We start from the raw sequence: 14,279 nt of genomic DNA, 5'->3' as shown, positions 1-14,279 counted from the left end.
GTGTATGATAGTAAAAAACAACATGTATGGCTTCAAAGAAAGGACGGTTTGAGTATGGTTGCAATTGGTTTAATGCTTTACGGATTTATCGTTCAACCTCTGTTGAGTTATGGCACAGTGGTCTTGTTTTTGTATGGAATCATCGCTTCATTTATTGGTCTTATTCGTCATAGACAGTATGTGTGGATTTATGTTCTTCGCCTGCTCGTTTGTTTTACCATTCCAGTAACCAACCTGTTGATGTATTTCGCAACGATTGGTGGAGATGAAAGAGACTTTGATTTCCAGCCGATGCCGTTTGTTTATTATCTTGTCTTTATCCTAGAAATCATCATCGTTTTTTTACCAGAGATCTTTTTACTGATCCAAAGAAAGCGGAGCATCAAAGGGAAACAGTGGATATACGCAGGGGCGATTGTGGGTGTATCGATCTTGTTTTGGTGCACGATTTGATGGAAGGCTGACTGGACAACTAAGTCTATTTCGCCTTTTTGTTGCGTAACCTTTTTCGTCTAACCTTTACAAAAGTAATAGAAAGAACAAGGATAGAAATTCCGAGAAACTTAAATAGAAACCGGGTGTGGAACGGTGAATCGTCGAAACCTGTAGCGATGATGATCGATCCGATGCAAAGACCAAAGAACGCTAGTAGATAAGTAAAAAACATACCATCACTCCTTATTATACGTGTGATTACCATTATAAGGTATATCAGAGGGGGAAATAAACAAAAAAAGAACCCTTCATGATTGAAAGGTTCTTTTACATGCTTAAGCTTGTTTGACGACCGAATCGACTTCTACTGTCCAGCCGAAGATATCTGGTTGTGTTCCTTTTTGAATACCCGTAATGGCTTCATACAATTTCTTCGATACTTCACCTGTTTGACCATCTTGAATCACATATGGCTGATCGTGATAAATTAATTCCCCGACAGGAGAGATGACGGCCGCTGTTCCAGTTCCAAAGATTTCTTCAAGCTCACCTGATTGATGTGCTTCAATTAACTCATCAATCGAAATTTTACGCTCTGTCACTGGAATTCCCCAGTGTTTTAATAGCTCAAGTACAGAGTTACGTGTGATGCCTTCTAAAATGCTGCCGTTCAATACAGGCGTCACGATTTCTCCATTGATTTTAAAGAAAATATTCATACTCCCGACTTCTTCAATGTACTTTTTCTCAACTCCATCAAGCCAAAGAACTTGTGAAAAACCTTTCGTTTCAGCAACTTGCTGTGCCTTGAGGCTTGAGGCGTAGTTTCCAGCTGTTTTGGCATTTCCTGTTCCGCCTTTAACGGCACGGACAAATTCGTTTTCAACGGCAATTTTGACCGGATGGATGCCTTCTTTATAGTAAGACCCCACTGGAGATAGGATAATAAGCAGCTTATATGTGCTTGACGGCGCAACGCCTAAATACGGCTCAGTGGAAATAATGAATGGACGAATATACAAGGAAGTGCCCTCTGCATCAGGTACCCAATCCTTATCAATGCGAATGAGTTCATTTAAGCCCTCTAAAACCTTTTCTGTATCAATTTGAGGGATGCACAGGCGGTCATTGGATCTGTTTAAGCGTTCCATGTTCTTTTCCGGACGGAACAAGAGAATTTTCTGATCCTCAGAAACATAAGCCTTCAAGCCTTCAAAAACAGATTGCCCATAATGGTAGACCATCGAAGCTGGGTCCATTGGAATGGCCTGATAAGGGATAATTCTTGGATCATACCAGCCTTGATCAATGGAATAATCCATCACAAACATGTGATCTGTGAAGATTTTTCCGAATTCAAGTTGATCAGATTGAGGTTTTGGTTTTTTTGTTGAACTAAGTTCAACGCGGATGGGTTGTTTTGGCATCGTAAATCTCCTTGCTGTTTGATTATTTGAAAATTCTAATAATATGAAATAATTATGATTCTATTCTATACCTTCACAAAATATTAGCAATAGGTTTTCTGGAATTCAGACAAGAAAAATCTGTTAAAGCGCTTTCCTTCTCTCTGCCGTCAGTCTGCCTCATGTCACCCCTTTTTAATAAAGAAATAAAATCCAAATACATTATTAACTGATTAATCTGACAATTTAAAAGCGGATAAATTTCCTGTAAGATATTCTTTCAACCATACACCTTTTGACCGGTACATTGCAAGGGGCATTGTCATATTTTAATCCTCTTTTTTTTAACCGATAAAGAAAGAAGAGAAGTGAAAGGAGCAAACAACAAGATGAAACGAGCGATACCAGGCATTTTACTTATTTTATTCATGACCGTGATCAGCTTCGGTTGTCAAGCGATGACGGAGGAGGCTGGCGCCAAGCAGGGAACTGCCTATTACGTGGCGACAAACGGAAACGACAAAAACCAAGGAACGAAGCAAAAACCTTTTCGCACGCTGAAAAAAGCGGCAAGTATGGCGAAAGCCGGGGCAACCATTTATGTTAGAGGCGGCACATACAAAGAGAAATTGATTGTCCGCCATTCAGGGACAAAGAAAGCACCTGTTATCTTTCAAGCTTACGGAAAAGAAAAACCTGTCATTAGCGGGGCTTCACTAAAAGGAAATCAAGCAGATGGCGGTCTTGTCACGATCGATCAAAAAAATTACATTACCCTCAAAGGTCTGACGGTGGGACATCTCAAGACGAATAAGGAAGATCTGACCCCAGTCGGTATTTTCATCAAAGGAAGCGGGAAAGGCGTCAAACTTCTCAACAACCGAGTGTATGACATTCAGACGACACACAAAAATGGGAATGCGCACGGTATTGCGGTCTATGGAACAAAAGCTCCTGCGGCCATTGAAGACATTGAAATCAAGGGGAATACTGTTGAAAAATTAAAGCTGGGCTTCAGTGAAGCGCTTGTGCTCAATGGGAACGTCAAAAAGTTCCGTGTGACACATAACACCGTCCGCCACACTGATAATATAGGCATTGATTTAATTGGTTTTGAGAACGTAGCACCTTCTAAAAAGTACGATCAAGTCAGAAATGGTGTTGTATCTAGAAACAAAGTGTATGAGATTACGAGTGTAGGAAATCCAGCCTATGGCAAAGACATCTCCGCTGGTGGAATTTATGTGGATGGCGGGAAGGACATTGTGATTGATCATAACATCACACATCATAATGACCTAGGGATTGAAGTCACAAGTGAACATAAAGGAAAAATGGCAGATCGTATTCGCATTGAACACAATCAAGTGTATTTGAACCGTTATACAGGCATTTCAATTGGCGGTTATGATAAAAAGCGAGGCGGAACAACAAATACGACGATCTCACATAATATTTTATACAAAAATGACACAGCCGGCTTAGAAGGCGGTCAATTGTTGATGCAATATCAAGCCGTGAACAATCGAATCACGAACAATATCATGACAGCGAGTACCTCGCATTACTTAGTCGTGAATCTTTATGGAGTAAATCAAAAGAATACCTTCCAGAAGAACGTGTATGACGACCGCAAAGGTGCGAAAGCATCACAGTGGGTATGGCGCGGGAAATGGATAGAAGGTTACAAAACGTATCTCTCTAAAAGCGGCCAAGATAAAGGATCAGCACACCTCAATCCACAATTTGTGAGTGAGAAAAAATATGATTTTCGCCTGAAGAAATCATCACCTGCTAAGAAAATCATCGGAAGTTAAGTATGTCTGAGCCACAAACTCATTGTTTTAAATTTTCAAAAAAATCATTGACGTTGATGTGACATCACATTAAAGTAAAGAAGACATTTCAACGAAAATAAAATTTCATAACGGATCTCTTATCAAGAGAGGCAGAGGGACTGGCCCTATGACGCCCGGCAACCGTTTCTACTATAGAAATTGGTGCTAATTCCTGCAAAGCTGTGACAGCTTTGACAGATAAGAGAGGAAGAATTCCCGATACATGTTTCATGCAACGGTGATCAAGCCTCTCTTTCCAAGAGAGGCTTTTTTTCGTCTCTTTTTCAAATGGGAGAACAGTTTACTGGCGTTTCTCCACATTTTTACCTAGTTTTCCGATGTGAAAAATAAAAACAACTTGAGGAGGAACAGCAATGAAGCGTAAGTATTTTACATCTTGTCTTATATTATTAACAGTATTGACCGTCCTATTAACAGGCTGCGGCACTGGATCAAGTGCAGGCTCAAAGGCAAATACGAACGAAAAGGTCTCCTTTGACAATGTACCGAAGCGATTTGCAAAGGGACAGGGAGCCAAAATTAAAGTCATCCGTAAAATCGGAGGAGATGATCATACAGCACAGTTTTTAGCTGGGACGAAGGCAGAAGGTGAAGCGCTTGGCTTTACGGTAGATGTCTACACCGCAAATGGAGATACAGCGAAGTTCCATGACGCGATCTCTCAGGCGCTGGAAGAAAATTATGATGGTTTTATCATCTCTCATGGGGATGACGAGACGACCGTCGCTGACGTGAAAAAGATTACGGCGAAGGGCATTCCGGTCGTAGCGTTCGATTCAAATCCTAAGCTGAAGGACATCAAAGGAGTCACAGTGACGTCTCAAGATGACGAACAATTAGCGAAAAAATCACTAGACGCACTCGTGTCTGATTTTAAAGGAAAAGCAAATATTGCGTACCTCTGGGTAGATGGATTCCCGCCAATGGTGAGACGGAATAAGGTCTATCAAGAAACGCTCAAACAACATTCAGGGATCAAGGAACTTGACCGCTTTGGTATTGCCTCCTCTGATACGTCTGTTCAAACACAAAATGCTGTGGCAGCGATGCTGAATAAATATCCAAAGGGTAAACTTGATGCTATTTTTGCCACGTGGGATGCCTTTGCCATTGGCGCAGCAAGAGCGCTAAAGGAAGCAGGAAGAACAGAAGTGAAGATTTATGGGATTGATGTGTCAAATGCTGATCTTCAAGAAATGACAGCAAAAGACAGTCCATGGAAGTACACAGCAGCGGTTGATCCGAAGCTCATTGGCGCAGTTGACGTGAGAATTCTTGCGAAGAAAATAGCGGGTGAGAAAACCCCGTCTTCCTATGACCTTGAGGCCTCTCTCATCTCACAAAAACAGCTTCAACAATCAGGAAAGGCCATCAATATGGTCAATCTTGCAGACGAAGTGAAGGGGTTCGGTTCATCGACTGCCTTTGAAGAAGATTGGATGAAGACCTTGAAGAAGCATTATTCAAAATAAACGCCGTGCACTCTCTTCTATAGAGGGTGTTTCGTTTTTCAGATGATGATCATGAGAAGGAGGACATCTATGACTTCGCCGCTAGTTTGTATGAAACATATTTCGATTGAATTCCCAGGAGTAAAAGCGTTAGATCAAGTGAATTTCACATTAAAAAAAGGGACAGTTCATGCACTGATTGGAGCGAATGGTGCTGGGAAGTCCACGTTAATGAAAGTTCTTTCTGGCGCTCATTCGCACTATGAAGGAAGCATCCAAATCAATGGTCAGGCGGCATCGATTCAAACCCCAAAGGATGCGGCCTCATATGGTGTGCAGACGGTTCATCAAGAAGTGGACACAGCTCTCGTTCCCTACTTAAGTGTTGGTGAGAATATGATGATACATCAGATTGAGAAAAAAACATTTGTCGACTGGAAAGAGCTGCACCGTAAGGCAGCTCAACGATTAAAAGAACTGGACATCGACATCTCCACAAAACGCCTTGTGAGTGATCTAACCCTTGCGGAAAAACAGATGGTGCTCATCGCCAAGGCCGTTTCAATTAAATGTAGCATTTTAATTTTAGATGAACCAACGGCCCCGCTAAGTCATACAGAAACAAACAAGTTATTTTCAATGATTGACCGGCTGAAACAGAATGGAACGGGCATTGTGTTTATCTCTCATCGTATGCCTGAAATTTTCACCATTTGTGATGAACTGACAGTGATGCGAAATGGAACCGATGTCGCAGCTCATCTTGTTCAAAATACAGATCCGCAGCAGATCATTGAAGAAATGCTGGGTGCGCCATTAGAGGAGCAATTCCCGCCTCGTACACCGTTGAAGGATGCACCTATTGCCCTTGAAGTGAAGCAGCTAAACGACCAGCATAAATTACGCAATATTCATCTTCATGTGAAAAAGGGTGAAATTCTCGGAATTGCAGGCCTTGTCGGTGCTGGAAAAACGGAATTGTGTAAAGCCCTTTTCGGCGCCTCAGAAAAAACGACGGGGACTGTACAGCTTCATGGTCAAACTGTTCATATCGCATCGCCTCATCAAGCCGTGAGAGCTGGAATGGCCCTTGTGCCAGAAGAACGGAGAAAGGAAGGGATTCTGACGGAAGAGAGCGTGGGGTGGAACTTAACGGCCGCAAGTCTTCGTTCATTCTCAAGCGTGTTCAGCTTCTTACATCGTTCGAAGGAAAAGCGGGAAGCAGACGAAATCGTCAAACGACTTGGCGTCAAAACCCCATCTCTTGAAGCAAAGGTGAAGCATCTATCCGGTGGAAATCAACAGAAGATTGCCATTGGAAAATGGCTGCTGGCTGAAGCGGATGTCTATCTCTTTGATGAACCGACTAAAGGTGTTGATGTTGGAGCGAAAAAAGATATTTTCACGCTGATTACAGAGCTTGCCGCCCGCGGGAAATCTGTGATTTATGCGTCAAGTGAGCTGTCGGAGATTGCAGGGATCGCAGACCGAGTCTATGTGCTGTATGATGGCAGCATTGCCCGGGAAATGACTGCCCCAACGACTGAGGAAGAGCTTTTATATCATTCAACAGGAGGACAATCATGAGTGAACAACAAATTCCAGCCCCTGTGCAGCAAACGAAAAAACAGCGGCCATCCTTTCATCTATTTGATTTCTTTTATCGATATGGCACGATCTTAACCATTGTTGTATTGATTGTGGTATTTGCGGCAGCGAATCCAGCGTTTTTGCAATCAGGGAATATCATCAATATTTTACGGTCTATCTCCATTGTGACCATTATTGCGGTGGGCCTTACCATCTCCTTGGCAGTCAACGGCTTTGATCTATCAGTCGGATCAGTCGCAACGTTATCGAATGCAATCGTGATTTCTATGTTTGTGTGGTTTTCGCAAAACCCGCTGATTGCGATCCTCTCTGCGCTAGCGGCTGCCCTTATTGTTGGTTTACTTAATGCCTTGATGATTGTCAAAATGAAAATTCCAGATATGCTCATGACATTAGCCATGATGTTTATCATTCAAGGGCTGGCTCAGACGTATACGAAAGGGGCGACCATTTCTGAAAACATGGTGCTGCCTGACGGTACATTCTCAACGGGTACAATTCCTGCCTTTTTCAGCAAAATCGGAAAGGTGCCATATATCATTCTCTTAATGGCAGTGATTGTGCTATTTGCACATGTTTTCATGACCTACACAAAGCACGGACGATTTATGTACATCATTGGAGGGAATAAGGAAGCGGCTCGATTGTCCGGTATTCATGTGAATAAATATAAAATCGCGGCATATCTGCTTTCGGCTTTATTTGCGGCAATCGGCGGTATTGTGCTGGCATCAAGGGTAATGACAGCGGAAATAAATGCGGGCACACCATATTTAATGGATGGCGTAGCGGCAGCTTTTATCGGTTTTTCCGTCATGGGAGCAGGAAAACCAAATGCATTTGGTACGTTTATTGGGGCTGTGCTCATCGGAATTTTGCAAAATGGGCTTGTGATGATGTCTGTCCCTTATTATGCGATGGATATTGTGAAAGGCTCTGTACTCGCCCTTGCGCTGGCGTTGACATATTATAAACAGCGAGGCTGACGACGTATTTTTTAAAACCTTTCGAGTCCTGTCTCCGTCTAGTAAACGGAAAGCGGTGCAGCCGCCGTTTCCCAAAAGGAGATGACAAATAGAAATGAATATGTCAGCAACTCATGTAGAAGATTTGAAGAACGTCATGGAAGACTGGAAAAATGAATTATTAGTATATAAATTTGCATTAGATGAAATGGATACGAAGTTTTCAATCATCAGCCAGGAATATAATTTAATCCATGGCCACAATCCAATAGAGCATACAAAATCAAGGATCAAATCCTTTGAAAGCATTGTAAATAAATTAGCAAGAAAAGGGTGCGACATCACAACACAATGTGCCAAGGAGTATATCCATGATATCGCAGGTGTCCGTATCATCTGCTCCTTTATTCAAGATATCTATAATATTATCGATGTATTGAGGCAAAGAGAGGATCTGAAAATCCTTGAAGTGAAGGATTACATTCAACATCCAAAACCAAATGGTTACAGAAGTCTTCATTTAATTGTGGAGATCCCTGTGTACTTAACGAATCGGGTGGAGCATGTGAAGGTTGAGATTCAGGTGCGGACCATAGCGATGGATTTTTGGGCGAGCCTTGAACATAAAATCTATTATAAACTGCAAAACGATGTCCCTCATCAGCTAACCGATGAACTGAAGGAAGCGGCAGATATCGCCCATTACTTAGATGAAAAAATGCAAAATATTAAACGAGAAATTGATTAACCCATAAAAAAGAGCAGCTGCGATATTCACAGCTGCTCTTTTCATGTTTAAGGATTGGTGCCGCGGTCTCTCTTTTGAATGATATCTTGAGATTGTGCAGATTGGCTGTTTTTTTGGATAGAAGCGCCAATGGAGACACCTGTTATCAAGAGTGTCAAAATCGCAGTTGTGATAAGCCATTTTTTCATCATACATCACTCCATATTCTTAACAAGTTTTTAAGGACAACGCCTTGTTCCAGAAATAAGTGGATTCTTCATGAAGTCCCAGATCCGTTAAGTAAGCAGCTGCATCCTGACAGATGGCTTCAAGATCGACAAGAAAATTCATAGATTCTAATTGATCACAATAAGACTTGATTTGCTCTATCATGTTGTCTGGCTGAAGCATAAGTGTTTCTAAAATAGATAATTTAAGTGAAATATTTCGTTGCTTTAAAGTTTCTGCTTTTTGAAGTGAAAGCTGTACATAATAGTGGAACAAACCAGGCTTTTTCAGCTTGAATAGTGCTTTTGTGTAGGCATACATGGCTAGTAAGAAGCCGCCTGGAGAAGACGTTTCAAATGTCTCGATCAATAAAGCTTTTTCTAGGAGCGGCACAGCTGCACTGTATTCATTTCTAAGACTTTTAATAAAAGCTGCATTGCAATACGCATGACCAAGTAAATCTGGGTCTTCCATTTGTTCTAGTGAATGAATCACTTCTTCAAATAATGACTCTGCCTCATCATATTTTGATTGATCAGCATAATTCAAAGCGAGCATCATTTGACAGCTGATTGATTTTTTCACATAACATGGATCTGCGTCATAAATAGATGAAGCCATTTTCAAGTGGTGTATGGAGAGGAGCGTGGATCTTATATTATAGTAAAGACACCCTGTTTTATAATGAAATTCTGCTTTTTCAATGTCATCGTGAACGAGATCTAATTTATCCTCTGCCAATTTTAAAAGGTGAAATGCCGTATCCTGATTGCCTCTGCGCATTTCATACATCCCTTTAAAGAAATAGAAATAGTAGCTGAGCATGTCATCTGTACGGATTGCATTTTCATCAACAAAAAGACTATGATCCAACGAAACTGTATCTTCAATGAGATCTTTAAAACGGTACTCTAGCAATTGATAGTAAAGTAAGACGTCTTGATTCTCTTCCATGCGATCAAACGCTTGAAGAATCTCTTCTTTTAGCTGGATCGCACCTTGTATTTCTCTTTTTTTCATCATGACATACCAGTCATTTAACATATTCGCTACATCAACGGACGACAAAACACCTGTTTCTGCCAATTTATATCCTCCTTTCTTCATCTCTCCATCTCGTTCGATTTCCGTTCATCTGAATTCACTTTCCATATTCAGTATCTTCTTATATTTTAAGCGCTCTCTCGCAATTTGTAAAACATGTTTTTTGATGTAAATTCAACCAATTGTGAAAGAAATAGGGATCAGGTGCTTTTTTGTATACGCTTACATATTTTTAGGTAAAAAGAGGGTTTTAGAAAAAATATATTACGATATCAATAGAGAGAAGAAGGTCATTCAAGCATCTGTTTTCGTATGTTAGAAAAAACGGTGGTTTTCAAGGTGATCTCTCGTTTTTTGTAAGGTTATCTCACATTATGATTGTGAATCGCTCTTCTTTTAGAATAAAATGAGTTATTCGCAAAAAAGTAAAATTTAAAGAGACTATTGATCTAGTATTGTATGGATCTTTGGTATTGATAAAAAGTATCACACACTATAGCTTTAGCGTGGTATAGTATTATTGGTATTGCGAATATTTAGACAAAACTGACAATAGGGGGTCGTGTTTTATGAAAAAATCGATGTTACTGATCATGGGACTCATTGTTGTGCTCGTCATGGCAGCCTGTGGATCAAAATCGGACAGCGGTTCGGGAGAAGGCAAAGGCACATATAAAATAGGGATAGATACAACATATCCGCCGTTTGAATTTGAAAAGGGCGGTAATTATGAAGGGATAGACGTAGATCTAATTAACGCCATCGCGAAAGACCAAGACTTCAAAGTGAAACTTGAAGCTATGGACTTCTCAGGCATTATTCCAGCAATGCAGGCAGGCCAGCTTGATGTAGGGATGGGCGGGATGAGTATTACAGATGAGCGTAAGAAGAAGGTGGATTTCTCAGATCCGTATTTCGACGCTGGATTGACAGTTGTTGTGAAGAAGGACAGCAGTATCAAATCAATTGATGATTTAAAGGGGAAAAAGCTAGCTGTTAAAAATGGGACGACGGGTGCAAAATTTGCATCAGATAACGCAGATAAATATGGGTATGAAGTGGTTCAATTTAATGACAGCCCATCGATGTTCCAAGAAGTTTCAAACGGAAATGCAGATGCCTTAATAGAGGATTATCCTGTCATTACGTATGCAATTGCACAACAAGATTTAAAATTGAAAACAGTTGGAGACCGATTGAATGGAGACCAGTATGGTATCTCTGTGATGAAGGGGAAAAACCAAGACCTATTGAAAAAGATCAATAAAGGTCTAGAGAACCTAAAGAAAAACGGTGAATATGACAAAATTATCGATAAATATTTGAAGTCATAACACAAGCGAGGCGCGCTTCGAGCGCGCTTTCTTTATGATGCGCCGTATGTGAATTAGGGAGGGAGAAACATGGAGACGATTATTAATGCATTTCCGTATTTAATGGATGGTTTGCAAACCACTTTATATATCTTTGTTGTTGCTATCATTTTAGGATTTATCATCGGTTTAATAGTGGCATTATTCCGTCTGTCACCTTTTAAAATCTTAAATTTCATCGCACTCGTCTTTGTCAATGCCATCCGAGGCACACCATTTATCGTACAGCTATTCTTCATTTACTTTGGTTTGAATACACTTGAATTCATATCGCTTGATCGAGTGCCGGCAGGGATTATTACAGTAGCGATTAATGCAGGGGCTTATTTCTCAGAAATTATTCGTGCTGGGATTCAGTCTATTGATAAAGGACAAACAGAAGCTGCACGTTCCTTAGGTTTTACAGGGGGACAAAACATGCGCTTTATCGTCCTTCCGCAGGCATTTCGCCGCATGCTTCCAGCCATTACAAACCAAGCCATCATCAGCTTGAAGGACACGTCTCTCTTATCAATTATCGGAATTGCCGATATTATGCAGCGGGGACAAGTACAGGCATCGGCAACATTTGATCCTTTGAATGTCTGGCTCATTGTCGGTATCATTTATTTCGTGATCATTTATTTACTTTCTCTACTGGCTAGCTACGCAGAAAGGAGATTTGATATCAAATGAGTATGATTACGGTGAAAAATTTAAAGAAATCCTTTGGCGATCACGAAGTGTTAAAGGATATTAATGCAGTCATCGAAGAAAAGGAAGTAGTGTGTGTGATTGGTCCTTCTGGATCAGGTAAAAGCACGTTTCTAAGATGTCTCAATAAATTAGAAGATATTACAGCTGGTGAAGTCGTTGTCCACGGACATACGATTACAGATCCAAAGGTGAATATCAATAAAGTACGTCAAGAAGTGGGGATGGTGTTTCAGCACTTTAATTTATTTCCTCATAAAACCGTCTTAGAAAACATCACGATCGCACCGATGAAGGTAAAAGGTGCCGACAAAAAGGCGGCAGTCGATAAAGCGATGGACCTGCTTGAAAAGGTTGGCTTAAAAGACAAAGCCAAAAGCTACCCTAACCAATTATCTGGTGGACAAAAACAGCGTGTCGCCATCGCAAGAGCCTTGGCAATGGACCCGAAAGTGTTATTATTCGATGAACCGACATCTGCTCTTGACCCTGAAGTTGTCGGGGATGTATTAGCAGTTATGAAACAATTAGCCGTCGAAGGCATGACAATGATTGTGGTCACACATGAAATGGGCTTTGCGAGAGAGGTAGGAGACCGCGTGATCTTTATGGATGGCGGATATATTGTCGAGGAAGACAAACCGGAGGCTCTCTTTGGAAACCCGCAGCATGAGCGTACAAAATCATTTCTTAGTAAGGTGTTATAAAAAAAAGAGTAAGGGCATATGGATGCTCTTACTCTTTTTCTTTTATGGGGCATAGCCGGTCCCATTTCCTAGGAAATATTAGCGCTGGAAGAATTCGATCCATTCTTGGTCTGGCCCTCTGAAAAAGAAGTAGCAGTATCCATTTGGTAACGTCGTAATTTCTTCATCAATTAATTCGATTTGCAGCTTTTTAATACGATTGAATTCAGCATGAATATTGTCAGTTGTAAAGGCAAGATGGTGAACCTTTCCTTCAGATGGCAGATCGCTGCTGTACCCTTGGATGAGCTCAATTTCCGTTTCTGCCTCATCTTTAAAGCCGAGAAATGCAAGCTCAATGATTCCGTTTGTATGAGTGATGCGATCCTTTAATTTCATGCCCACGACTTTTTCATAAAAATCAATGGACGTATCAATATTTGAAACCATAATACCTGTATGATCTAATCGTAATGTCGTCAAAAAAAGAGCCTCCTCTATGGTGTGTTGATATTTTTCTCCTCATCTTATCATAATAGAAGTAACGTATACATTCATTATGATAGGATAGAGAGAGTCAATTTAGGATAAGGATGACACGAATGAAAAAAATCTCATTAAAACAAACATTTGCAGAACAAGTGAAAAAGGGATATCCGCTCATTTCTAAAGATGCTGTATCACATGTAAACGGTGTGAAAGAAGGCGAGCTGATTGAATGGGTGGATGAGCGAGGCGCCTTTTTGGGAAAAGGATATTATGGTGTGCAAAATAAAGGGATCGGCTGGGTACTTACTTTTGATGCTAACGAAAAAATAGACCACGCCTTTTTTGTCTCCAAGCTTGAGCAGGCAGAGAAAAGCAGAACGCATTTATTTCGTGATGCACAGACGACTGCTTTCCGTGTGTTCAACGGAGAGGGAGATGGCATTGGCGGGTTCACGATTGATCATTATGACGGTTTCTATCTCATCCAGTGGTATAGCGAAGGAGTGTATACATTCAAGGCGGAAGTATTGGCTGCACTTGAGCATGTATATCCAGACTATAAAGGCATTTATGAAAAGAAACGATTTGATACGTCTGGACAGTATATAGAAGATGATGATTTTGTAAAGGGAGAGAAAGGTGAATTCCCTCTCATCGTGAAAGAAAATGGCATGAACATAGCGGTTTACTTAAATGATGGTGCGATGACAGGCATTTTTCTTGATCAACGTCATGTGAGAAAAGCAATTCGAGATCGTTATGCAAAAGGAAAGACCGTGCTCAATACATTTTCTTACACAGGCGCTTTCTCCGTAGCAGCAGCACTTGGCGGAGCGAGCCGGACGACAAGTGTAGATGTCGCAAACCGCAGTTTGAAAAAAACATCTGAACAGTTTGAAGTCAACGATATAGATGTGGACGGGCAGGATATGAAAGTCATGGACGTCTTTAAGTACTTTCCGTTTGCTGCGAAAAAAGGATGGACCTATGATCTTGTCATCTTAGACCCGCCTTCCTTTGCACGCACGAAAAAGCACACATTTAGTGCGGCGAAGGATTATAAGAAGCTATTAAAAGAAGCCATCCAAATCACAGCTGAGAACGGCGTCATTGTGGCATCAACGAATAGCAGTGCATTTGGTATGAAGAAATTCAAAGGATTTATTGCGCAGGCCTTTAAAGAATCAGGGCAAACCTACCGTATCCTTGAAGAATATACACTTCCTGAGGATTTCCGTACGACGAAGAATTATCCTGAAGGAAATTATTTAAAGGTTGTCTTCATACAAGCATAAAAAAAAGCCATTTTCCG

At 40.9% G+C, this 14,279-nt stretch carries 14 protein-coding genes and 1 riboswitch; of the genes, 10 read left to right on the top strand and 4 right to left on the bottom strand.

From position 1 onward, the window contains the following. The first annotated feature begins 54 nt into the window (after positions 1-54). Positions 55-453 (top strand): hypothetical protein, encoded by a 399-nt coding sequence (locus MHI33_RS20565; protein WP_065097763.1) that lies wholly within the window; start codon positions 55-57, stop codon positions 451-453. Between the two features lie 317 nt (positions 454-770). Here the strand turns inward: MHI33_RS20565 and MHI33_RS20560 are convergent, their stop codons facing one another. Next, on the bottom strand, positions 771-1,862 hold the full coding sequence (locus tag MHI33_RS20560; RefSeq protein WP_340913475.1) for a branched-chain amino acid aminotransferase: 1,092 nt from the start codon (positions 1,860-1,862) through the stop codon (positions 771-773). A 368-nt stretch (positions 1,863-2,230) separates the two neighbouring features. On the opposite strand from MHI33_RS20560, the gene MHI33_RS20555 reads away from it, so the two are divergent. The 5 genes from MHI33_RS20555 to MHI33_RS20535 all read left to right on the top strand — a co-directional run bounded on the left by MHI33_RS20555 (position 2,231) and on the right by MHI33_RS20535 (position 8,475). Next, complete coding sequence (locus MHI33_RS20555) at positions 2,231-3,658, top strand: right-handed parallel beta-helix repeat-containing protein (protein ID WP_185108058.1); 1,428 nt, start codon at positions 2,231-2,233, stop codon at positions 3,656-3,658. 116 nt (positions 3,659-3,774) lie between these two features. Beyond that, a riboswitch (SAM riboswitch) is annotated at positions 3,775-3,884 on the top strand. A 169-nt stretch (positions 3,885-4,053) separates the two neighbouring features. Continuing rightward, on the top strand, positions 4,054-5,172 hold the full coding sequence (locus tag MHI33_RS20550) for a sugar ABC transporter substrate-binding protein (protein WP_340913472.1): 1,119 nt from the start codon (positions 4,054-4,056) through the stop codon (positions 5,170-5,172). A gap of 69 nt (positions 5,173-5,241) precedes the next feature. Next, positions 5,242-6,738: a sugar ABC transporter ATP-binding protein gene (locus MHI33_RS20545; RefSeq protein WP_106066966.1), complete on the top strand. Its 1,497-nt coding sequence runs from the start codon at positions 5,242-5,244 to the stop codon at positions 6,736-6,738. Then, positions 6,735-7,748, top strand: coding sequence for an ABC transporter permease (locus MHI33_RS20540; RefSeq protein WP_340913469.1), 1,014 nt, complete (start codon positions 6,735-6,737; stop codon positions 7,746-7,748). The genes MHI33_RS20545 and MHI33_RS20540 overlap by 4 nt, the downstream gene beginning before the upstream one ends. Positions 7,749-7,842: 94 nt before the next feature. After that, a complete protein-coding gene (locus MHI33_RS20535; protein ID WP_065097768.1) occupies positions 7,843-8,475 on the top strand; it encodes a GTP pyrophosphokinase in 633 nt (210 codons plus the stop codon). Positions 8,476-8,522: 47 nt separating this feature from the next. Here MHI33_RS20535 and MHI33_RS20530 read toward each other — a convergent pair whose 3' ends face one another. Beyond that, positions 8,523-8,663: a hypothetical protein gene (locus MHI33_RS20530; RefSeq protein ID WP_165840211.1), complete on the bottom strand. Its 141-nt coding sequence runs from the start codon at positions 8,661-8,663 to the stop codon at positions 8,523-8,525. 19 nt (positions 8,664-8,682) lie between these two features. After that, positions 8,683-9,768: a Rap family tetratricopeptide repeat protein gene (locus MHI33_RS20525; RefSeq protein WP_319610105.1), complete on the bottom strand. Its 1,086-nt coding sequence runs from the start codon at positions 9,766-9,768 to the stop codon at positions 8,683-8,685. A 527-nt stretch (positions 9,769-10,295) separates the two neighbouring features. Here MHI33_RS20525 and MHI33_RS20520 point away from each other — a divergent pair. The 3 genes from MHI33_RS20520 (at position 10,296) to MHI33_RS20510 (ending at position 12,499) form a co-directional block, all read left to right on the top strand. Then, positions 10,296-11,060, top strand: a complete 765-nt coding sequence (locus tag MHI33_RS20520) for a transporter substrate-binding domain-containing protein (protein ID WP_113767868.1) — start codon at positions 10,296-10,298, stop codon at positions 11,058-11,060. 69 nt (positions 11,061-11,129) lie between these two features. Further along, the gene (locus tag MHI33_RS20515; protein ID WP_265208714.1) at positions 11,130-11,774 is read left to right on the top strand and encodes an amino acid ABC transporter permease; all 645 of its coding nucleotides are present in this window, start codon (positions 11,130-11,132) and stop codon (positions 11,772-11,774) included. Continuing rightward, positions 11,771-12,499 carry an amino acid ABC transporter ATP-binding protein gene (locus MHI33_RS20510; protein ID WP_106066967.1) on the top strand — a complete coding sequence of 243 codons (729 nt, stop codon included), beginning with the start codon at positions 11,771-11,773 and terminating at the stop codon, positions 12,497-12,499. The genes MHI33_RS20515 and MHI33_RS20510 overlap by 4 nt, the downstream gene beginning before the upstream one ends. Positions 12,500-12,577: 78 nt before the next feature. On the opposite strand, the gene MHI33_RS20505 is transcribed toward MHI33_RS20510, so the two are convergent. Then, entirely contained in the window at positions 12,578-12,961 is a 384-nt protein-coding gene (locus MHI33_RS20505) for a VOC family protein (protein WP_283924033.1), read from the bottom strand. A 119-nt stretch (positions 12,962-13,080) separates the two neighbouring features. On the opposite strand from MHI33_RS20505, the gene MHI33_RS20500 reads away from it, so the two are divergent. Further along, positions 13,081-14,262, top strand: coding sequence for a class I SAM-dependent rRNA methyltransferase (locus MHI33_RS20500; protein ID WP_044140269.1), 1,182 nt, complete (start codon positions 13,081-13,083; stop codon positions 14,260-14,262). Positions 14,263-14,279 lie beyond the last annotated feature (17 nt).

This window comes from Bacillus sp. FSL K6-2971, assembly GCF_038006405.1.
Lineage (GTDB): Bacteria > Bacillota > Bacilli > Bacillales > Bacillaceae > Bacillus > Bacillus pumilus.
The sequence above is the reverse complement of the archived record's forward strand: the minus strand, read 5'-3'. Positions and strand labels throughout refer to the sequence as shown.